We start from the raw sequence: 22,504 nt of genomic DNA, 5'->3' as shown, positions 1-22,504 counted from the left end.
CTTTTCATTCAGATTTGAATTTCACTTCCAGCAGATAAATAATCCAATCGATCATTCATTCTCGACTTTAATACACGATACGAGCTTATTCCAGTACAATGACAAGTATAAAATTTTGCTTTATGCGCCAATAAGGCTTCTGCGATATTTTCAACAAGTTCCAAATTTTCACTTTGATCCGAAGCACGGTTGTAAAGATGAAATCCACCAATCACGACATCCGGTTCGATATTATTTTTGTAAATAAGATGTTCCAGAATGTTGACAATGCCTCTATGAGCACAACCGGCAAATAAAACGTGTTTTCCAGCCTCATTAATGACTAAATTCTGTTCATGCGAAAAATCATCTGGCATAAGCTCCTGATTTTTTATCATGAATAAATCCTGATTACCGGAAGGAATAAACTTATCGCCCTTGACTTGAGAATACAGATACAATTCCTCGTCAATCTGAAGCTCATCATTGACAAAATGGAAGCGTTCATTTGGGAGCAAATTCATATCTAATCCGATATATTTCTTAACACCGTTTGTACTGTTTGCAAAATGCTCATCGAATGCCTTTTCCTGGAGGAAAATTTCAGCTTTCTTATTTAATTCTAAAAAGGCTCTTAATCCTCCGCCATGATCATAATGACCATGAGAGATAACTACGGTATCGATTTCTTCTAATTCGGCTCCCATTTTTTGCGCGTTTTGTGCAAATAAATCACTGCCACCTGTATCAAACAGAAGTTTATGTTTTTCGGTTTCAATATACAGACTCAATCCGTGCTCATGTCCGATACTCTCGGAAATCGATGTGTTTTCTGATAAAGTCCTAATTTTCATATTTCTCAATCCTGTTATTTTCGTTTAGAAAAGCCATTACTTTGACAAATATTTTTCGCAGCGCCCTTCCGGAATTACAATCAACGTCCACAATTGTTTTTCCCTGATTGATCAATTTCACAGCTTGTTCATCATAGGGTATTCGTCCGGCATATGGGAGTTTGTTTTCCATACAGTAATTTTCGATTTCTTCTGTTTTCTCAATACTTGAATCATATCTGTTAATACAAATCATCAACTTCGTCTGAAATTTTTCTGCGGTTTTAACAATGCGTTTCATATCACTGATACCGGATATGGATGGTTCTGCGACAATTAAGACGAAATCAACTCCACTGATGGATGCGATAACCGGACATCCAATTCCAGGAGAGCCATCAATAATTGCCACTGAATCATTTGCAGCAAATTGAATCATTTGTTTTTTAACCTTTGAAACCAGCAAACCGGTTGTTCCGCTTCCCATTTTTAACTGTGCGGTAGAAAATATCCTGTCAAAATCCTGATACAAAAGAAGTTCACCATCCGAAATATATTCCAAGGTTATGGCATCAACAGGACAAACTGCCTTGCAGACACCGCAACCTTCACACGCATAAGGTAACACTTTAAAAACTGAATCAAAACGAATCGCATGGAATCTGCAATTTTCTGCGCACGCACCGCATTGAATACATTGATCTTCATGAATAAAAGCTTTGGGCAGCCCGATATAATCTGACCGTTGTGGTTGGCTGTTCATCTGCATCACTAAATGCAAGTTGGGCGCATCCACATCACAGTCCGCAAAAACACTTGCCTTCATTAACTTAATCAAAGCGCTTGCGACAGTAGTTTTTCCCGTACCGCCTTTTCCGCTAAGGACAAGTAATTGTTTCATTCTGAATAACCTCAATCACTTTATTTAATAGATTGACAAAGAATTTGCGATGTGTTTCATTTTCTCGAACTAATATCAGCCCTTTTGAGCTCATCATCCCAATCTCCTGATGGAATGGAATTCGTCCAAGAATTCTGATATGATTTTCAGCACAAAACTGTTCTGCCAGGTTTTCACCTTCTAAGCATTTATTCAATATAACGCCATGGGGTTTATGGAATTGTTTCACTAATTCAAAAACCAAATTGAGATTATGAATCCCAAAAATTGTCGGCTCAGCAACTAAAATACAATAATCAGCATCACGGATACTCTCCATAACAGCGCAAGCGCTGCCGGGAGGGCAATCGAACACTGATATTCTCTGGTCATTCTCATTTTCATTCATGAGTTCTCGAATAATTGGAATTCCTGATGTTTCACCGACATTTAAAATCCCAGTCTTAACAATTACGTTTTTTGAAACTCCATTTTCGATATGACCGATCACCTTTTCTTTTTCGGTAATCGCACTTACGGGACAAACAATCCGGCACCCCCCGCACGAATGGCACACTTCTTCAAACAGAATCATTCGATTTGCAATGCAAGCGAGCGCATTAAAATTACAAAAATCGATACATTTCCGGCAAAGAGTGCAAATACTTCGATCAATTACGGGAATCAAGACTGAGACTTCTTTTCGATCAAATAATTCCGGAGTAAAAAATAAATAGCCGTTCGGCTCTTCGACATCACAATCTACATAAACCGCTTTTTCGGCAACTGCCGCAATATTTACCGCAACCAGCGTTTTACCGGTGCCCCCTTTGCCACTGAGCACAGCAATTTTCATCAAGAATTACTCCGATGACCATGAAATCCGGCGTGAAATTCTTCCAACAGCGTCAGTTTATGATCTTTCAGGTCAGCTATGTTTTCCTTTACTGAATTTCCGTTTGTTCGATACACTATGATTCCTGCCGCTTGAATGACTTCGGCTGCGTTTTCACCACATCGCGGAGTCAGTAATACATTCGCTTTATGATCGACAATGAATTGCGCCGCTTTAATTCCTGCACCGCCTTGACTTTCTGCTGCATCATTTTCTGCAAATTCAGATCGACCTGATTCGGAATCAACAAACATAAAATATGGTGCCCGTCCAAAAGACATGCAGACGGTTGTATTTTCTTCATTCTTATCAACTGGAATTGCTATGATCATTTTTCTCCTTTTTTTCATTACTACATATTTGTCACGAAATCGTTATCTTCATTTGCGTTCCTGGCACACCAGCGCCGGCGGCATCCACCACCTTCGCAATGTTTTCCAAATCCTTCACAAAGACGGTATTCACCGCCATTGATAAAAAGAACCTTGCCGTTTACCAATGACTCAGCAATTTTCTTCCGTGCTTCGGTATAGATTCCCTGAACGGTCGTTCGAGCAATATTCATCTGTTCCGCACATTCTTCTTGAGTCATTCCCTCTAAATCGATTAATCGAATTGTCTCATACTCATCGACTGTCATCGTAACAAAATTTTCTGAATCATATGAAGCATCCAAAGGCCCAAACCGAGTGCTCCGAGGCAAACAGCAAACGGTTCTCCATTTCATCGGTCTTGGCATATCATTCACCCTCTTTATCCAAAGATTAGATAATCCGGAGCGTCCTCCGGAAATGTTCCATCCTTTTACATTTTTTCCAATTGGTCATTGATTTCAGCCAGGCGGGACTGAAGAATGGTTTTTTGTTCCTCAAGAACTTCTTTCTCCGCTTTGGAAACCGGTTGTTGTGTGCTTCGATTTCTAAAAAACCGCGATCCAAATCCATACCTGTAACCAAGGCCTAATCCTAAGGCAGCTCCCGCGCCAAATTTCAGCGCTCGCGCTGCGGAACATATGCCCAAGCCCCTTCCGGTTTTAGGTCCACTGCCCATCGGTCCAGTTCCATCTCTGTTCGGCATTTTTACCTCCTTTCAGTTATTGACATATGTCATTTATTATTTTTTATTATACATTGTTTTTGACATATGTCAATAACTTTTTTATGTGGATTAGTAAAAAAACCACATACTACGCCTAATGGCGCCTTAATGAGCCGACAACCGTGCTCTTCCTCTGTTTTCGCTAGAGCAATTTTCTTTAATGTTTTCTTTCGCTGTTTATATGTTATATGATTATTACCTGTATCCAAGTAAGCATTGGAGGCTCTTCTTTTTGGCTAAATCTTCTTTTCTCACCCTGTATAGCAGGTCGTTTTTTCTCTAAAAAGCTTAAGATTGCTTTGTCGGGCTTATGCCCTCCTCGCAATGACAGATTGCCATGCGAGCCATACAGGGGTGAAGTTGTCATTGCGAGTCCCGTAGAGACGAAGCAATCTCATGCTACATGAGGAATCACATCCCCCGGCTACAAACTTTATAACAGGGTACAAAACTGCTATGTCAGGTGATGCTGATAGTGGCCAGTGACGTGGCAAATTGATAATTCACAAATTTTTCACAAATTCTTCAATAGCTTTTCACAAAGAATCGATATGATTCATATATAGATTGAAAAAAGAATAAATTGTATAAGGAAAATAAGATGAAAAACATTACTCTATTAAAAAATATAAAGAAAAACATATGGTTTGCGCTCCTCGGTCTGATACTGCTTGTACCCTCGCTGCCCGTCGCAGCTTCAGCATTGGAACAAAGAAACGCGCAAAATATTTCTCAAAGCCAGAATGACTTACGCGGCAGAAACACAGCTTCCACGCAAGAACCGCTTTCAGAAACAGAGGAAAATTTTCTTCAGGAAGCGATTTTAGAAGAATATGGCGCGTATAATCTCTACCAATATATTACGGAAAATTATTTTGATGGAAAACCGTTCCAAAACATCATGCAATCCGAGCTGAAACATATCGATGCATTAATCAGACAGGCTGAAAAATATAACTTGACCGTTCCAGAAAATACGGGGTTATCATCCGAACCGGTTTTTGATAATCTGGAAGATGCCTGCCAGGCTGGGGTGGATGCCGAATTAGCGGATGCCGCATTATATGACGAATTGCTTCCTTCGATAGAGCATTCCGATATCATCCGCGTTTTCAATAATCTGAAGAATGCTTCGTTGAACAACCATCTTCCGGCATTTGAAAAGTGCAATTAGCACAATTCAGGAAGTAAAACCCCTATCCGAGAAAGCCGGTCTGCCAGCGATTCGATATATAGGTAGGATTCTTAATTGTTATGACGGTTTTGGGCGAAGCGCAAAACCGTCATAACAATATGTTTTTCCCGATTGATTCAAATAGCAAGTCTATATCTCGAATTACTGTACTCTAAAAGTTACTTTACAAATTTCCAAAGTATTCCGACAAAGGTTGAAAGCTTTCTTTAAGCCGTTCGGTATATTTCGGAATTTCCCAGTTTTTCAACGGATATTCAGTAATGATGTCCGGTTTATTCGGCCTTATAATCCGCACGGTGATAGCATCAACTTCCTGTGTAGCGATTTGGTCACTTGATGTAGGAATGAAGCGCTTTCCATCCAGTAAAATCTGTCTGGAAGACGGATCGGATATTCCCAAAAGCCCATACGGAATACGAATCCGAATCCTTTTTTCATCGATAAAAATTTGATTTTCATTGTTAATAAAAGGACCGGTTTTTAATGAGCTCAAGTTTTGTGTCTTTTCAGAGGTTATTTTGCCCTGTTTTGAGATATTCTGACTATTGGTTAATTGAATCATCTGCTTGTATTCCGAAAATGGATGCGGGGATGCCAAATAATTTCCATTCAGCCATTGATAACCAGGATTCACAAGCAATTCCGGATTTCCACTAAGCTTGAGGAGGTATTGCCAAACAGGTCTCTCCTTCGGGAAGGTATTAATTGCAATGGAAGCGATTTCATCAGAATCATTCTTCGAAAAACCTTCCAACTCAATTTCCAGGTACGCTTCATTCTGTCCCATCCGAACAATTTGTTCTGCATTTTGGTCCGTTCTTCCGCTATAGATCGTCTCCATTACAGATTCTGCTGCATCAAAACTTAAGAGACCATAATTTTGCTCCGGATCCAACACATTATGCCACAGGACATGCCTTTCATAAGGAATCATATAAAATTCTGTCGTCCAGGTTTTCTTAGCCCACTCATCCATCCATTCAAAGATGATCGCTCCCGAATATCCTTCATTCACAATAGCTTCGGTCATACGAATGATGCCCTCTGCTTGTTCTTTTTCCGTTAATCCGCCATGATGGTAACCATCCGGATTAAAATGAGCGGTAGCAGAACTGGTTGAAATTCCATATTCTGCCACAACCGCAGGGTAGCTGGTATGCTGCTGCATAAACTCTTGTAAATACCCTCCATATCGAAAAGATCCTTGAGCATCCATGTAATTTGCATAAGCAGGTTCGTTATTCATGAAGTCCGGATAATTCGGATAAATATGATAGGCTCCAAAAAATCCGGCAACGTTCTCTTCATGAACACCGATGTGATTGATATCGACAACTGCCTTGTCATTGTTTTGCAGCATTTTATCACCGGCTTCATTCCATTCTGTATCATGGCTCATCGGATCCAATGTCGGCCAGCTTACAATCGCCAGCAACGGATGATTTTGATAAAGTGTGTCTTCCAGCATTGCAGCGTAATCGCATGAAGCAGCCAGCCATGCTTCGGTCGGAGTGGTTTCCGCGCGAGTATAAAAATAATTTCCCTGGAACTGATAACCGGCATTCAAGCGATCTGTTTCAATGACCTCATTCGGTTCCATTTCTCGTCCTACAAGATATCCGATCAAATAGGGCGAAACGTCATACGTATAGAAACCATATGAGCGAAACTGGCGCTCAGGAATTTGAATATTTCCATGAATCGCTCCGACAGTGTATTCAATTTCCTGATGGTAGGTTCTATTGTATTCCTGATTCAGATAATCTGAATTCACAGGATGTTCTTCCGGCCAAATTTCCTGCAGCAGAAATAGCGGCATTGGGTTATTCCAATTAAATTGATATAACGCCTGATAAAATGCAGGCGGAAGCAGCGTGTAAACGCGGATTGTATTCAAGTTTAAATCTGAGATTTGCTGGAACCATTTTAGGTAGACGTTTTTGTCCTCAGGAAATTCTGTAAAGAATTTACCTGGCAATGCCGGACCGATATTCACGCCTTTTATGAAAAATTTGGATTTCGTCGTTTTACTGGTGATATAAATTTCCTGACCAGCAGCAGAAAAAACATGGTTTTTCTCCATCGGATATCGTGGAATCAGTTTTTCATCGGATTTTATTTTTGCGCCAGTTGAAGAAATGATTTGGTCGATGAAAGGATAATACCAACGCCAAAAAACCTCTTCATTTTGATATTTTGAATAAAATATCTTGTGTTGCATCAATTTTGTAATCAGATCATACTGGAAAGGTACTTTAATTTGAAAGGAACTGAAATTTCCTGCAAAGTAATAAATCTCATAAGCATTACGCCGGATTTCATAGGACGCCGGAAATTCAGATGGTATTCCAGCTTCAGAAAACATTTTTTTACCATTGGGCAATAGATCTATAGAAAAAGTGCCTCTTGAAGTTTCGTTTGAACTGGTGATTTCAAAAATTCCATAGAAATTTATCTTCAAATCATTCATTTTCAGCAAGATTGATCCCTGGTAATCAGTGCCTTTTTGAAGTACCAGAACTTGCTGATTATTGGTAATAATGATCCCTTCTCCATAAAAGTTCCAGGGCAAGCCCGTATTTTCCTCGTAGAGAGCGATGAGTTTCTCAGGGATTGATTTTCGGTCATTCAGTTTTTGGAATACGGAGCCGTAATAACCAGAATAATTGATATTGGTCAGGTAATTAATTCTTTCAAGGTTATCGTCCGAATCGGAAATTTGATAATAAAGTGCATTAATAATCCCGATCTTTCCAAACAAATTTTGAATTCTCGCTGAATTGAAATCATCGCGATCGTTGAAAATGATGATTTCTGATTGATCCGGATTTTCAATATCCGGATCAATTTTTTGAAAGCGTTTTATCCATTGAAAAGCTGACTTCTCCTGCAAATTACCCGAGTCAGCAATCCTTACTGGACTGGACTCCTTGTGATAAAAATTCCAAATCGGATAACCGATAAAAAACAGAATCGCTCCTGTAACAATCCATACAATTAGATACGTCACGTAATAGAAGAATTTATACCGGCGCATCGATCAAATTCCCTTCCGCTGAATGCTGCCCCAGCCGCCAGATCGAAAAATCATTTTTATCTGTCCCAAGACTCGCCATAGACTGATCCATTGCCGAGGACCAAAATTTTCGATCAAAGCAATCCAGATCAGTCTTATTAAATCTCGAATGGAAAAATAAGATTCCTCACGTTCAATAATCAACAAAGATATGATTGAATTGATCATGCCCAACAGAATTACAGAAATGAATAACAACAAAGCAAATTCCGCATTCAAAATTCCCAACAAGATACTGACGATAACTAAGAAATACCCTTGTATTTCAAATTGCGGACCTACCATCTCGAAAATCAAATAATAGGGCATGGCAATAAACCCGATCTGTCCATATGTTTTATTAAATAGAATTTTCCGATGGAAATACAAAATATCTACCAGCCCACGCTGCCATCGATAGCGCTGGTTTTTCAAACTCTTTAAATCCTCCGGTACTTCTGTCCAACAATTTGCGTTGTATGCATAAAGGATGACAAATTTTTGTTTCATTTCCCGCAGCATCCGTCCAATGCGTACCACCAGTTCCATATCTTCACCGACGGTGTCTTTCTGATATTGGCCCTTCGATGTCAGATAACCGCCGATACCAATAATCCGATCTTTGCGAAATAATCCGAAAGCGCCGGATATGATCATCATGCTGTTGATTTGCTGCCATCCAAGCCGACCAATCATGAAAGCGCGGATATACTCGACCGCTTGAAATCTGGCAATTACATTTTTCGGCGCATGGATTTCATAGATTTGACCATTGTTTACTTTACAGCTATTAATCGGCAGGATATTCCCGCCAAGCGCCGGTGTTTCACGGCTTTCATCCAAAGTCAGTGAAGCTAATTTTAAAAGAGAATCAGACTCCAATAATGAATCGGAATCGATGCAGCAAAAATATTCATTTCTGGACACGTTGATCCCGGCGTTTAAAGAATCGGCTTTCCCGCTGTTGCTTTTGTCGATTACGATCAGATTCGGTAAAGAATCATTACGGTAAATCCCTCTAATCGGAGCGGTCACCAGACTGGTTTTAAAACGGTAATTAGTTCGCACAAGTTGGAACGCTTCAATTAGATTGTTAAGCGTTTCATCTTTGCTGCCATCATTCACGACAATTAATTCATAATCAGGATACTTTAAATTCAATAATGATTTCACACTGGATACAATTGATTTTGATTCATTAAAAGCCGGAGCGATAATTGAAATCGAAGGAATCATCTTCTTCCGGAACAGCATAGAATAGTTTTTGTAATTCCACAACCGTGCCTGGGTCTTAACATTTTGGATTGAAAAGAAAATCAATAATAGATTGAAAAGTGAATAAACAAGAGAATAATATATCAAACCTTTATTAAATTCGATAACATAATCAGTAAGGAGATTAATCCAACTGACAGATCCAAGCTCATTCCGATGCCGAATTAAAAAGATTATCGGAATTAATAAAAACGAAATAAATATTGTAACTGCAACAGCTTTAATCAAGTTAGGATCTTTTTTTTCAATCTTTACGGATTGTTCCGGTTCAATCGGAATGAATCCACATTTGGATAGAAAAGTCTTCTTTAAATAAATTCTTAATTCATTTCCTGTCTCGCTATCCGGATCGACATTTTCTTTAACCAGCTCTGCAAGACTGTTTTCCAGATCAAGATTTTTATTTAAATTGATAAAACCGATCAATTCATTAACTTGATTGTTCTGGATAATTTGTCCGAGAATTGCTTTTGCTCTTGAATACTTTTTTGTCAGAAGTTGTAATACATAGTATTCGATCTGGTTGGATAGAACATTTGCAATCCGACTTCGGACTGCCTTTTCATTCTCTGCTTCAAAGGCATCTTCCACAATGTAAATCAGACGAGGATTTGATTCGAGCATTTTGGACAACATCGTGATGATCTGGTTTTCAAACAGATCATCAGAGATATGGGACAACAAAAATTGCAGGTTTTCAACACTTGGATTCTTCGAAATCGCCCAATAAGCATTCAAGCGTATCGTCCGGTTGATATGACTTGTATAAGGTTCTTTGCCGAAATCGGAAGAATACGTATCCGAAAGTAATCTGCATGCTTTTTCCAGCAGAATTTTCATATCGTCTTCAACGTATTCAATTTTGTATTTTCTGAGCAATTGCTTATTATTCTGTAAAAATAATCGAACTTCTTCTTGTATCGAATCAAAGCGATCTACAAAATCAAACAAGTATTTCTTCGTTTCATCCGTATATACAATACCAGCGTAATGGATCATCAATTCAATCCATTCCAAACGTCTTGTATCCTTCATCTCGATAAAGAAATCATTAAACTGATAACCAAACTCTAAAATATTGGAGATCAATTTTGTCCGATACCATTTCGTACTGTCCAATAAATCCTGGATTAAGAATGGCAGTGAGTCTTTTTGACGAATTTCGGTTAGAGCATTAACCAGATATACTTTTACAGAATAATCCTTTTCTTTTAATAACGCCTGTTCGAGTCCTGCTCTGGCATCAGAATCGCCGATAATCCCAAGATTTGCTGCAGCTTCTTTCCGTCTCACGACATTTTTACTCTGCAGCTTTCGGATTTCCTGTTTTTCAATTTGATAGATTTTTTTCTTACGCTCGGCATCTTCTTCTGAAGATAAAATTAAATTCTGTTTTAAATCTTTTAGTGCTTTTATCGATTCCAAATTAATTTCATAAGAATGATTGACAATCGATAGAATTCTTGACAACCTTCGATTGTTTCTGATGAAAATTTCATTTAAAGTTGAAAATTTATTTAATAATATCCTTGCAATCAGCAGAAACAAGATATAAAATAAAACGATGATGATCAGGATCAGGATATTCAATTCCATTTTTTCCCATCCTGAACTAAGGATTCGACAATTCCAAGCAACTCTGCCAGAAGAAACGGTTTGCTGAGATAATGGGTCACACCCATTTGTATCGCGCGCTTCACACTGGTCTCATCTTTCTTGAAAGAGAGGAAAACCGTTTTGATGTCTTTTGTTGTTGAATTGTTCAAAAGTTCTTCCCTCAGACTGAATCCATCCAGTCGATGAAGAATAACTTCTGATACAATCACATCCGGTAAATTCGCGATAGCCATTTCTTTCGCTTCAATCCCATTATCAGTTGTCATTACTTCCAAATCGGCTTCTTCAAAATAGGTTTTTAATAGCGTCACATTCGTAATATCCGTATCCGCAATCAGTATTTTCCCTTTGCGGACAGTCTGAATCCCTTTTTCGCCTTCAGAACAAATCTTGTTCTTTCCGGTTAATTGTGCGGTCCGCAGGCGCTCAAATGCCAGATTCTCATATTGGTTGGCAGCAATTTCACTTGAATTCGAATTCAGATCAATCTCGGAAGGAAACGCAACACCGGCTGAAATTGTAATTTTTCCAAGGAAATAATCGCCTTTATTTACTTTCACTCGAATCTTTTCTAATCTTTCAACAACTTCCTGTCTGGTTAATCCCTTTAGATAAAGTGCAAAATCAGGCAAATCCATTCGATAAACCGCATTTTCTCCAAAATTTTCTTTCAGTAAATAAGCCAGATTGTTCAGAACAATTTGTTCCTCCTGATTACCGAATCGGATTATATAATCTGCAAAATCATCGATACCAATTAAAGCCAGAATTCCTATCTCCCGCCAGTCTTCGTTTCCGAATTCATTCAACAACAAAGAATGAAAAAAGGTCTCATTATATAAACCGGTGATGGGGCATCTCAGCAATTTGTTATTTGTCGCTTTAATCGTTTGATCGAGAGAAATGTTGACCTGTTTCAATTTATCATTTTCATTTAATATTTCATTAAGAGACTTACTAAAAACTTCCGGCAGCTGCAGATCAAATACTGCGCACAAATTCTCAACAAACGGGAAAAGAACTCCTAACCACACCATCCCTTTAATCGATTGAACGTGATTGAATATTGAATTCCATAATAAATTCCAATCCTGTCGATAACCGGTAATCACTTTTTGTTCGTTAAATTCCAATCCATCAATCGTATCAAATATTTCATTTACATCTTCTGATGGGAAAATTGAAATCATCCGTTTATATACTTCATTGAAAATCATCGTAAACCCACCCGACTGCATCAGATTCTTTTTCACAGGTGTCAAAAAAGAACCGCATTCCAGAGTTTTTAATGCCTCGATGTATTGATAAACCTGCTCTCTTATGATCGAGCCATGCTGCGGAAAAATCGTTTCAATTTGATATAAGGAAATTAGTTCCATGACAGGCCGTAAAACGGCATTGGATGGCATGTAATGCTCATGAAAAGAAAGCATTTTATCCATATAATGGTCATCAGCATACAAGGTCGGGTTATAACTGAAAGATCCAAATAGGTCACTGGAAAACAAACTTCGGGTTTTCATATCGTATGTCACAAATGCACCAGCAAAGTGCAAATAAGGTGTCAGAATAAAAGAAAGAATGCGGCCTGATTTTAAGCGAAGCTGCATTTCATGTTCTTCAATCAAATAATAAGGCATCTGAATACCATAATATTTAACCAGTGTCTGACATTTCCAGGTTGTCACAACTTGCGCATTTAATCCTTCTTTTTCCAGCAATGGAACTGCTGAACAAAAATCCGGATCCTGATGATGCAGAATCACGTGAGATATTTTTCTGATATCAATTAATTGTTTCAAATTTTCCAGGACAATGGGAAAATCAAGAACGGAACCAGGATCAATTAGAATTCCTTCTCCTTCATCAATCAATAAATAAGGATTGCAATTTAGTCCTTCCTGTGCAATCGGGTCACCAATAATGTAAATCTTATCCCCAACTTCTACATAGCTCATAGTCGCGCCTCCATTGAAGGAATTTTTTATATCACTGATTGATAAATATCCGGAAAAAACTATCTGCAGAAAGTAAATTTTTAAATCAATAATATCTCTTTTTATGCAGCAATTAAATTATACTAAACGCATCAATTCGAAATAAGGATTAATTTTCGAATAAACAAAGGAAAGTAGCAGTTGTGATGGTTTTACGCGAAGCGAAAAACCATCACAATTGCTAAGAATCCTCCTCTTATTTCAAATTGTTACTGCAGAATACCCATCTACAATTCGAATAATTGAGAAAATAAGGGTCAGTCAGATTCCAACTTCAAGGAATAATACGAATAATATGATTGCAACGAGCTATTTCATGAAAACAAACGGCGAAAAATTATCCACAGCCATAATAAACCAGGCAGCGGGAGCAATGTGGGTGTCCTGATTATATCCCCATCCATCGCCAGTTGAGAGATTCTCTACCGTTGCAGCGGGGAATCCGCCATTATCCAACTGAATTTGTTCCAATAATCTTAATGCGGAAAAAGCATCCGCATCCATACCCATGTTTCGAAATGCCAGGGCTGAGAATGCAGTACCCTCGCTCCAAAAGCCGCCTTTCGTATTCTCTTTGTGAAAGGGAAATCCACCCTCTGTCGTTTTCATAGATATGACCATGTCAATAACGCTTGGATCAGGCAAAAAGTCTTTTCCCAAAGCTAAAATCGTCCAAACTTGAACATCTAAAATAATATTTCCTTTTGTCGGAGTGATTCCATCAGATTGAGTACCGATATAGAAATATCCGTTCTCATCATACATGGATCGAATGAATTCACGGGCGCTTTCCATCGCCGTCTGATATTTCTCTTCTCCTGTGATGTAAAAAAGCTGCTGGAAAGCAGCAAAAGCATCGATGTTATGTTCAGTGGATTTAAAGGTTAATACATCAATCTGATCCTTCTCCGGCCATCCTTTGTAACCACCTGTAAAACCGCTGTTTTGATCCTGACAATTTTCAAGCACCCAATTCATGATTATCTCAGCAGTCTGAAGATAGATTTCGTTTCCCCAGCGGTGGTAATACTGTAAAAAAGCCAGCGCTGCAAAAGCGCTGTTACCAGTCGTCGTCCCGACCTGAGCGGCATCTTCCATCCAATCTCCATCCCACCAGTGCGCAGGATAATTACTGTTGCCAGCCAGATAGACATTCCGAATCCGGTCCGGTCGAAAACGGTCATTTTGAATTCCTTGAACCAATGAATCGAGGATCTTCGCTGCATTTCGATGTTTTCCTTCTGCGATATAAGCCAGTGCTGTTAACGCGTTATCATAGGTATAAGCAGCATTTTTCATAGAAGGGATCTTTGTCTCATACGATGCAATCGGGACACCGATTGCTAATTTTGAATTGAGGTATTTAACTGCCAGATTCTTTGCACGCTGAAATTCGGAATAATCATATTCCGAGTTTTCAGCGCCAACCGATCGAATCGGGATCATCATGAAAAATACTATCAATTGCAGAAATAATAAGCAATTGATAATATGGATTGACTTTTCGAATAAAGAATTCTTTTCATATTGCGAATTACTGAAAAATTTCCGACAAGGATTTTTCATCGATGAATCCTCTCGATATATTTACTTGATCCGGAAAAAACAGCTAAATTATTCCTTGACGGTTACTTTTGAACCATAGCGCGGCAATCCAGTTCTTGGATTTTTGCCACAGGCATAAGCAACCATCAGTGTCTGAAATGTTGTCATCATTCCGAGAACCGCCGTGATATCCGAACCAATGGGACAGGAAATTGTAATCGCATCCGTCAGTGGAGCTAATCCAGAGCTGTCCAAAACGATCAACGAACACCCGCTTTGTTTCTGAGCAGCTTCAAAGGAGGTACAAAGCTCACCCAGCTCACCCTCCTGCCGGAAGACAACCAAAACCGTGTCAGAATCCAAAATTTCCATCGGGCCGTGCCGAAACATTCCTGTTTCGTTACACAAAACCGGTTTTGTACCGAGTTCCTCACAACCCAAAGCAAACAACTGCGCCAAAGGCGCAAACAAACTGCGTCCCGTCGCAATGATGGAGTTTTTGCTGAATAATGTCCAGATTGCTTTCTCCATTGCAACCATATCGGCTTGCTCAAATTCGATTGCCTGCCGGATTTGGTCAAAATGAATCTGTCCAAGCCGCTCCGCCACAAAAGCAAATGCAGCCAGAGTAAGCGTTACACTTCGTGTACCGGCATATGCCTTTTCACCACCGCCGGAACAAATGACCGATTTCGTTTGCTTTGCGATGGTACTATCCGCTGTTAATGTAACGGAATAAACATCAATATTTGAAAGATCAGGCAGACATTTTACTGTCTCAATGGATTCACCGCTTTGAGAGGTTAAAATTACAATTTTGTTATTTACAGGAATTGGATCATAGAGAAACTCTGAAGCAGGAATCGCACTCGCTTCGATCCCCATTTTCCGAATTTGAAATGCAAAGATCTGATTGACAAAATGTGAAGCTCCCATTCCTAACAATAGTACATTTCTGCTTTTCTGAATTGCAGCTGCCATTTCATAAATCATTGTTTTTTGCGTATTGTAAGTGTCATAGAGGTCTGACTTTTGTCTTGTCATCTCAACTTCTATCGCCCTCAGCCCCTCATCGTCCTTCAGAAGAGACTTATACTTTTCGAATAATTGCATCATCGATAATTCCTTTCAAATTTGTCTTGAGCCAGGATCGCTGCGCCAAAACTGCCGGAAATGGAACTGGTTTCTTTCGACAAAATTTTGGTACCGCCAAAGATGTTTTCCAGTCCAGACAGTCGTTTCTGAGCTTCTTTAATGAGATATTTGTCAAAAAACGGTTGCATCCCACCCACAATAAAAACCAGTTCACAATTAAAGATTCCGGTCAGTATCGCAATGGAATTTGTCAGTGCAGCGATGAGATTTTCACGAAATTGTTGCTTTTCGGGTGTGTCACAGCAATCCAGTACTGTTTCAGGAGGTAATCCAAACAATCGCTTGGAATCCCGATTAATCGCAGTGCCTGAAGTTGTATTTTCAAGACAATCTCTTTTCCCGCAATAACACGTTACATCCGAAATAATTCCTGCTGGAATATGGCCGATCTCAGGATGGATTCCGCCCGGAACACGAAATATCTCTCCGCCGACGCGAATCGACACACCAACTCCGGTTCCCATAGTTAAAATGACAGTATTTTGAGGCGCAGCTTCTCCCATGGCGGCAATTTCACCTAAATGAGCTGTATTGGCATCATTGTCAAGATAAACTGGCACCTGGAAACAAGCATTAATTGCTTCCGTTAACCCAAATCCTTCCAAACCACCCAGTGTATAAGGATTTAAAATGACCCCGGTATTTTCATCCACAGGTCCAGTACAACCGATTCCGATAGACTGCAACTCAAAATCCGATCCAGATCGGTGCAGGATTTTTTGGATTGTTGCTGTCAGCTTTTCCATAAAGATTGTTGGACCTGAACCAGATAAAGTGGAAAACTGATCTTTTGCCAGGATCTGTTTTGAGGAATCGATCAGTATAATTCGGACTCTCGTTCCACCAATGTCAATTCCGCAGTAAACTTTCATTCTTTGACTCCTCCTGAAACAAGCCCTTTAATCAAAGCTTTTTGAAACAGCATACCAATAATTACCGGAGGAGCAGAAGCCAGCACACCACCTGCCGCTATCAGGTTGTAGTTCGATTGACGACCTGAGGCAAGATTTGCGATCACAACCGGCAGTGTAATTGCTGCCTTGCTGTTTGTGAATAACATCGCATAAAAATATTCATCCCACGCCATAATCAAAGACATCAACGCAACAGTACCAAGAGCCGGCAGTAACAGGGGCATAACGATTTGAATAATTCGCTGTAAAAAGCCTGCGCCATCAATAACAGCCGCCTCTTCCAATTCATAGGGAATGGCATCGATGCTGCTTTTTATCAACCAGACACAAAAAGGAAGTACAAATGTGCAGTAAACAAACGCCAATGCAAGCGATTTATCCATCAGATCAAATCGAACCAGTAGTTTATACAATGGAATGCAGTAAGCAACAGGCGGCAGCATAAATGTAAAAATTGCCAATGAAAGAATCACATTCTTTTTCCCTGAATAACGGGAAAACACCCAGGCTGCCGGTATTGTCACCAACATAGATAACAGGACAGTTGTCATCGCAGTAACCAGGCTGTTCCGAAGTGCATACAAGAACAATTCACCGCGGGTATTAAGCCCCATTACAAGCAGTTCTTTAAAAGCTGAAAAATCGATTTTTTCCGGTATCCAACGCAGCGGCTTTAGTGTCAATTCAGCAGATGAACTGACAGACATAATCAAAAGCCATAAAAACGGGCTGATAATGTACACAAAAAGGATAATCAGGGCGAAATATTTCAGCAGTGTTGAAAACTTGAATTTTTTCTTCATAGATATTCCCAATTATCGCTTTTGTTGGCTCAATGTCCTCATATAAACAAGGATTAATAGGATGATGAATGCCACCATAATGATAGCAAAGGAAGATCCGGCGCCGATCCTGGAATTTGTAAAAGCTTCCTGATAGATAAATATACTTCCGGTCCGGGTCTTATTGGCTGGGCCGCCTTTCGTCATCACATAAATGATGTCAAAAACTTTCACGGCTTCAATAATGCGCAAAACCATCGCAACCTGAAGAGATGGAATGATGTGGGGCATCGTTATATAAAAGAAACGTTGCCAGGAATTTGCGCCATCAATTTTTGCGGCTTCAACTTGCGATTCTGGCAGACTTTGCAGCGATGCCAGGACGATGAGCGTAACTAAAGAAAAATTTTTCCAAATATCCGCAAAAATGATAGCCCATAACGCCTTGTCGGCACTGCTCAGCCAACTGATATATTTGTCAATAAATCCCAGTTGGTAAAGGAGTGAATTCAAAGCGCCATACTCAGGATTGTAAATCAGACGCCACATGATCGCATTAACAATCGTCGGTACTGCCCAGGGAAGGATCAGAAAAACACGCACAACTTTGCTGCCAATCAACGGTTGATTCAAGAGTAAAGCAACACTTGTCCCGAGAATCACCTCCACTGATACCACCACAACAGCAAAGATGCCGGAAACTTTCAGTGAATTCAGAAAGCCTCGATTTTGAAATGCATCCAGGAAATTGTTCAAACCTGTAAAACCTGGCTTTGTGATTCCAAGCAGATCAGCATCCGTAAAACTGAAAATGAAAGTCTGAATGAGCGGCCATCCAATAACCATTCCCATGATTAAAATCATGGGAATGGTCAAGAATGAATAGCTGCCCTTAATTTGCTTATAGGACATAAATTATTTTATCTGATTGATTTCATCAATCGCACTGGTCAGAGCGTCTTTTGCAGACACATCACCATATAATGCGCTTTGAATGTTCTTTTGCAGAATCGCGCTGGCTTCCTGATAATTCGGTTCACTCGGCCGAACATTCATAATCGAAAATGCTTGTTTTGCCGCTGCCACCATGTCCTCGCGTCCGGCAGCAATTTGCGGATCATCATAGGATGCTGTCCAAACGGGCAGTTGCAGATTTGAATAAGTATCTTGAACACCCTTACTGGAAAGATACAGAATATATTCAAGTGCTTCTTTTGGATGAGCTGATTTACTTAAAACACCCAATCCCATCGAACCACTCATCGCTGCATGTTCCTTGATTCCTTCTTTGCCAGGCAGCGTCATAATTCCCACTGCCTCCGGCGCCAACGAACTCTCAGCAGGATCTTTTGCCAGCGCATACATATACGCCCAATTCAGGGTAAATGCAGCATCACCGGATGAAAAGACGCGGCGGACATCCTCTTCGAGAAATTCAAGTGAGTTAGGATTCAATAATCCTTCATCCATCAGACTGACAAGGAATTCGAGCGTTTCCACACCGCTGTCTTGAAGAATATAATTTCCTTCGGCATCCTGGAAAGACTGGCCATATGCTTCCAGAAAATTTGCATACACACAAATTAATGCTTCTGCCTGAGCCATACTGAAAACAAACGGATATTCAACAATTCCTTTTTCCTTCAGGACTTTTGCCATTTCAACCATTTCTTCAATACTCTTGGGAGTATCTTCGAAACCGGCTTTTGAAAGCATATCCTTGTTATAAAACAGGTACATGGTATCCAGGAACCAGGGAACTCCCAGAATTTTTCCGTTCTTCGTGGTTACATTCCAGGCGCCAGCCAAAACACCATCCTTATACTCCTGCGGAATATCGGCTGTGATGTCCAACAGCATATCTTTGGCTGCATATTCAGCGAACCAGATATCATCGACCAATGCGGCGTCATAAGAATTGCTCGAACCATATGCAAGCATCGTCTTATTCCGCAGCTCTTCATATGGGACAAATTCGGTGGATACTTTAATATTTGGATGATCTTTCATGAAATCAGCTGTCATATCATTCACATTCTGCTCCGAATATGCAGCTTGTGCCATACCGAGAAAGCGCAATTCAATTTCTTCCTCAGCTAAAACCGTACTTGCAAACAAAGTCAATAAGATACAAACTACCAAAAAAGACAAAACAAAATTCTTCCTCATTTTCAATCTCCATTTCTTGATGATGGACATACTGTGGTATAAAAAAATTATAGAAGCAGTCATGAGGAATGTCAAGCGGACCAGTATTTCTACAGCAATTCGAACGTATAGGGAGGCTTCTTTTTTTATTAAGAAAGTCAATCTATTTTATGAATTTTTGGAATTTCTAACGATAAGGAGGAGTATTAATAGTCCTTTTTCGAGAAAAACAAAAAAACAATAATCAATTATTTTTTTATATTTCGATTAACTGATCTTTTACCCTTTGGTATAGAAAATCAGATTCCAAACAGAAAAGGAAGTCAGACACAGAAAAAGATCGATAGGCAGCCAAAGCAGGCGAACTGCCCCTGCAAGGTTGTTATAGTTCAGGATAAATAATCCGGTCATAATAAGGAAATGAATGATCAGCGTCAGTATTGCGGATTTTCCGATATCCTGCAGCTGTTTTTCATCAAACCATGTCCTTGATTTTTCCTGAAGTTTGCAAATTAACCAATACACCAGTATCAGAATATACGGAATTAACAAAATAATTGGAACAATCGTCGAATGTATCAATAAGTTCCATGCAGAAGCAAATCGAAAGCCTGTTAATAAGAAGACGACACCTAAGAACCCGCACAGCGAACCGGTATAATGCACCAGCAGGAATATATTTCCATCAAGCGTAATTTGTTTTTCCTGACGAACAAGATTCATATCCAAATAATGCATACAGACCAACCAGACAGCCACTGCGATCTGGAGAACAATGACCGGATATAACCAATTCCATTCCGGTTGACTTAATTTTTGCTCATATTGGTCACCGATATCGTCCAGCAATCCAATAAAACTGAAGATAAGCAGGAACCCTGCAATTGCCGCAGCCAACGAAACGATGGACAAAAAGGTTATCCTTTCCGCATATTTTAGAAATCGCAGCAACCGATAGATCGACAACAAACAAAAAAGCAGGAACACAATCAGCCCGTATCCGGAGTAATTGACTAATTGAAAATCCCGCTCGCTGAGTGAATCAAAATGAACCATTTTAGGCTGCAGCTGCAATAAAATGATCAAATCAAAAACAAAAAACCCAATGGACAGGATTCCCGTCACGACAGCCGGGATTTTCAGCCATGCGTCAATATTCTTCAACGTTTTTTCCATTATCAAATATCCTCTTCATCAACGAGATAAAAAATTTCTTCTACATTTAAGTTGAAAAATCGGGCAATTTTAAGGGCAAGCAATGCGGACGGATTAAACTTTCCGGTTTCAATCGAATGGATCGTGATTCTCGAAACACCGACAGCGTTCGCCAGATCCTGCTGAGAAATTTCATGATACTCAAATCGTTTCTTTCTTAATGAATTTCCGAGTTTCAACACGCCCTCGCTTCTTTTGTTAAGTATTATATACATAATATAAAGTATTATTTACTATTTTTCAACTCCCAAATTCAGAGATTCGTAATGAGGAAAGCTTGTCTATATTTCGAATTGCTGCTACCAATTGATAAAAGACCTTATGATGAAGAGAATTAAAAAAAAGCGTTTCAAATATATTGAAACGCTTTTTAAATCTATGCGCAATTTTATACTGTTTGTGGATTTTCCTCAGCTATCTGCAAAGTTTTTTTCCTCGCACGATAAGCAAGCCACATCGCACCCATACCGATAATCTTCGCAGCCAGTGTAAATATCCAACCAACCAGCGGAATCGAGGACAGGATCACATAAAGGATTACGCCGATCACAATCGCCCAATAATTCCGGCCTTTCGCTGATGGAGCGATTTTTGAAAGGATCCAATTGCCAACCATAAAAGCAACAACAATCTTCGATCCATAGGATACCAGGAAGGTAAAAATCGTGACAAGCAGAGAAAGTCCAGAGAATCCGACGCCAAATATCACTTTACTTAATCCACCCAGTGTTAAAAGGCTGATCAGAATTCCAACGCCGAAGATAATTCCAGCCGCAACAATCGCCGCAAGATAGCCAAGGATAATCGTCAAGGCGCCATAACCAGCGGATGGTAAAGGCTGCGTTTTAACCTGCTCTTCCGTCTTTTTCAATAAAAGCGGAATCAACCATACAGCCAGCAATCCAAGAATTAATAGGGTGATAAACTTTCTTGCTGTGTCCACCAGCCATAATAAGAAGCGATTAAGAAAGCCATGTTTTTCAACAGTTTCCGCTGTAGTTACCTCATTGAAAGTAATTTTTCCCCCGGGAGTAGATTGAATTCCTGCTGACAGATCCTGAGAACAGGAATAAGTAAGATTTCGACCGATTTCGGCTTCATCAGAAATCCGCAATCCAACAGGGATTGCATCCGGAATGGCAGGATTTTGCATGAAAGGCATATTTTTCATAAAATTCATCGATTGATCATTTTTATTGGAAATGATGCCCAAATCCACGTTCACATCTCGCCCGACATTACCGCTCAGTTCAAATGCGCCAGCACCTGCTTTTACATCACGCTCAATACTGCCTTTCAGCATCGCTTGATAGATTCCAGCAAAAAGATCTTTTCCTATTTGGCTGCCTTCTGCAGCTTCTAACGAATAACCGCCATAGAAAACATTCCTTCCGATCTCCGCTGTTTTATCCAATGAAAGTGATGCGCCACCTGTAAAAACAGATCCGGTCACTTGCCCGTCAATGATTAAAACCGCGCAACCGACAAAGAGGTTCCCGTCAATTACTGCAGTCTCTGCAATGTGAATGGTATTACCTACAATAATAGCGTTGCCATTCACTTTGCCATTCAGTGTCACAGTATTACCAGAAGACAGCAAATTCCCGTTTATCTCACCGCTGATATCCACGGTATCGCCTCCGATAAACAGGTCATCATCGATCACTTCATCCGATTCCAGCAGTCCATCCTGATCAAATTCTGCTGCCTGAACGGGTATAAACAAAACTGTCATCAAGACAAAAACACATAAAATAATTGAAAACAAATGAAACCGTTTGTTCATTTCCATCGCTTGCCCTTCCTCTTTTGTTAACTTCTTAATTCACTTTTAGTATACGTAAAAAATAACATAAGTTCTCAGCGATTCGAAATAACAGAGGAATTATTTTGGTTCCTCCAAGAAGTGAAAAAAAAAATT

19 protein-coding genes are annotated in these 22,504 nt (G+C 39.7%); 1 reads left to right on the top strand and 18 read right to left on the bottom strand.

What is annotated here, in order from left to right:
• Window positions 1-8 precede the first annotated feature (8 nt).
• The 6 genes from ATC1_RS10270 to ATC1_RS10245 form a co-directional block, all read right to left on the bottom strand.
• Complete coding sequence (locus ATC1_RS10270) at window positions 9-833, bottom strand: MBL fold metallo-hydrolase (protein WP_062281440.1); 825 nt, start codon at window positions 831-833, stop codon at window positions 9-11.
• Window positions 823-1,713 carry an ATP-binding protein gene (locus tag ATC1_RS10265; protein ID WP_062281437.1) on the bottom strand — a complete coding sequence of 297 codons (891 nt, stop codon included), beginning with the start codon at window positions 1,711-1,713 and terminating at the stop codon, window positions 823-825. The genes ATC1_RS10270 and ATC1_RS10265 overlap by 11 nt, the downstream gene beginning before the upstream one ends.
• Window positions 1,691-2,548, bottom strand: a complete 858-nt coding sequence (locus ATC1_RS10260; protein ID WP_062281432.1) for a nucleotide-binding protein — start codon at window positions 2,546-2,548, stop codon at window positions 1,691-1,693. Before ATC1_RS10260 ends, ATC1_RS10265 begins: the two co-directional genes overlap by 23 nt.
• On the bottom strand, window positions 2,548-2,919 hold the full coding sequence (locus ATC1_RS10255) for a NifB/NifX family molybdenum-iron cluster-binding protein (protein ID WP_062281429.1): 372 nt from the start codon (window positions 2,917-2,919) through the stop codon (window positions 2,548-2,550). Before ATC1_RS10255 ends, ATC1_RS10260 begins: the two co-directional genes overlap by 1 nt.
• 20 nt (window positions 2,920-2,939) lie before the next feature.
• Complete coding sequence (locus tag ATC1_RS10250; protein WP_062281426.1) at window positions 2,940-3,326, bottom strand: DUF134 domain-containing protein; 387 nt, start codon at window positions 3,324-3,326, stop codon at window positions 2,940-2,942.
• 65 nt (window positions 3,327-3,391) lie between these two features.
• Complete coding sequence (locus tag ATC1_RS10245) at window positions 3,392-3,664, bottom strand: DUF5320 domain-containing protein (protein ID WP_062281423.1); 273 nt, start codon at window positions 3,662-3,664, stop codon at window positions 3,392-3,394.
• Between the two features lie 622 nt (window positions 3,665-4,286).
• On the opposite strand from ATC1_RS10245, the gene ATC1_RS10235 reads away from it, so the two are divergent.
• Window positions 4,287-4,859 (top strand): ferritin-like domain-containing protein, encoded by a 573-nt coding sequence (locus ATC1_RS10235; RefSeq protein WP_062281416.1) that lies wholly within the window; start codon window positions 4,287-4,289, stop codon window positions 4,857-4,859.
• A gap of 184 nt (window positions 4,860-5,043) precedes the next feature.
• Here ATC1_RS10235 and ATC1_RS10230 read toward each other — a convergent pair whose 3' ends face one another.
• From ATC1_RS10230 to ATC1_RS10175, 12 genes are all read right to left on the bottom strand, one after another.
• Window positions 5,044-7,917, bottom strand: coding sequence for a hypothetical protein (locus tag ATC1_RS10230; protein WP_062281413.1), 2,874 nt, complete (start codon window positions 7,915-7,917; stop codon window positions 5,044-5,046).
• Between the two features lie 3 nt (window positions 7,918-7,920).
• Window positions 7,921-10,806, bottom strand: a complete 2,886-nt coding sequence (locus ATC1_RS14625) for a glycosyltransferase (RefSeq protein WP_082174747.1) — start codon at window positions 10,804-10,806, stop codon at window positions 7,921-7,923.
• Complete coding sequence (locus tag ATC1_RS10220) at window positions 10,797-12,785, bottom strand: oxygen-binding di-iron domain-containing protein (protein WP_062281410.1); 1,989 nt, start codon at window positions 12,783-12,785, stop codon at window positions 10,797-10,799. The genes ATC1_RS14625 and ATC1_RS10220 overlap by 10 nt, the downstream gene beginning before the upstream one ends.
• 348 nt (window positions 12,786-13,133) lie before the next feature.
• Window positions 13,134-14,273 (bottom strand): hypothetical protein, encoded by a 1,140-nt coding sequence (locus tag ATC1_RS10215; protein WP_152024290.1) that lies wholly within the window; start codon window positions 14,271-14,273, stop codon window positions 13,134-13,136.
• Between the two features lie 165 nt (window positions 14,274-14,438).
• A complete protein-coding gene (locus ATC1_RS10210; RefSeq protein WP_062281403.1) occupies window positions 14,439-15,485 on the bottom strand; it encodes an SIS domain-containing protein in 1,047 nt (348 codons plus the stop codon).
• Window positions 15,482-16,396 (bottom strand): ROK family protein, encoded by a 915-nt coding sequence (locus ATC1_RS10205; protein WP_062281399.1) that lies wholly within the window; start codon window positions 16,394-16,396, stop codon window positions 15,482-15,484. The genes ATC1_RS10210 and ATC1_RS10205 overlap by 4 nt, the downstream gene beginning before the upstream one ends.
• Window positions 16,393-17,241, bottom strand: coding sequence for a carbohydrate ABC transporter permease (locus tag ATC1_RS10200; protein WP_062281397.1), 849 nt, complete (start codon window positions 17,239-17,241; stop codon window positions 16,393-16,395). Before ATC1_RS10200 ends, ATC1_RS10205 begins: the two co-directional genes overlap by 4 nt.
• 12 nt (window positions 17,242-17,253) lie before the next feature.
• The gene (locus ATC1_RS10195; RefSeq protein ID WP_062281392.1) at window positions 17,254-18,132 is read right to left on the bottom strand and encodes a carbohydrate ABC transporter permease; all 879 of its coding nucleotides are present in this window, start codon (window positions 18,130-18,132) and stop codon (window positions 17,254-17,256) included.
• 3 nt (window positions 18,133-18,135) lie between these two features.
• Window positions 18,136-19,389: an extracellular solute-binding protein gene (locus ATC1_RS10190; RefSeq protein ID WP_062281388.1), complete on the bottom strand. Its 1,254-nt coding sequence runs from the start codon at window positions 19,387-19,389 to the stop codon at window positions 18,136-18,138.
• A gap of 258 nt (window positions 19,390-19,647) precedes the next feature.
• Window positions 19,648-20,544 (bottom strand): hypothetical protein, encoded by an 897-nt coding sequence (locus ATC1_RS10185; protein WP_062281386.1) that lies wholly within the window; start codon window positions 20,542-20,544, stop codon window positions 19,648-19,650.
• A gap of 2 nt (window positions 20,545-20,546) precedes the next feature.
• A complete protein-coding gene (locus tag ATC1_RS10180; protein ID WP_236688128.1) occupies window positions 20,547-20,762 on the bottom strand; it encodes a helix-turn-helix transcriptional regulator in 216 nt (71 codons plus the stop codon).
• Window positions 20,763-20,971: 209 nt separating this feature from the next.
• Window positions 20,972-22,375 (bottom strand): bactofilin family protein, encoded by a 1,404-nt coding sequence (locus ATC1_RS10175; RefSeq protein WP_062281383.1) that lies wholly within the window; start codon window positions 22,373-22,375, stop codon window positions 20,972-20,974.
• Between the last annotated feature and the right edge of the window lie 129 nt (window positions 22,376-22,504).

The sequence above is a fragment of the Flexilinea flocculi genome (assembly GCF_001192795.1).
Classification (GTDB): Bacteria; Chloroflexota; Anaerolineae; order Anaerolineales; family Anaerolineaceae; genus Flexilinea; species Flexilinea flocculi.
Note: the sequence above shows the minus strand (reverse complement) of the source record. Positions and strands in the feature narration are given on the sequence as shown.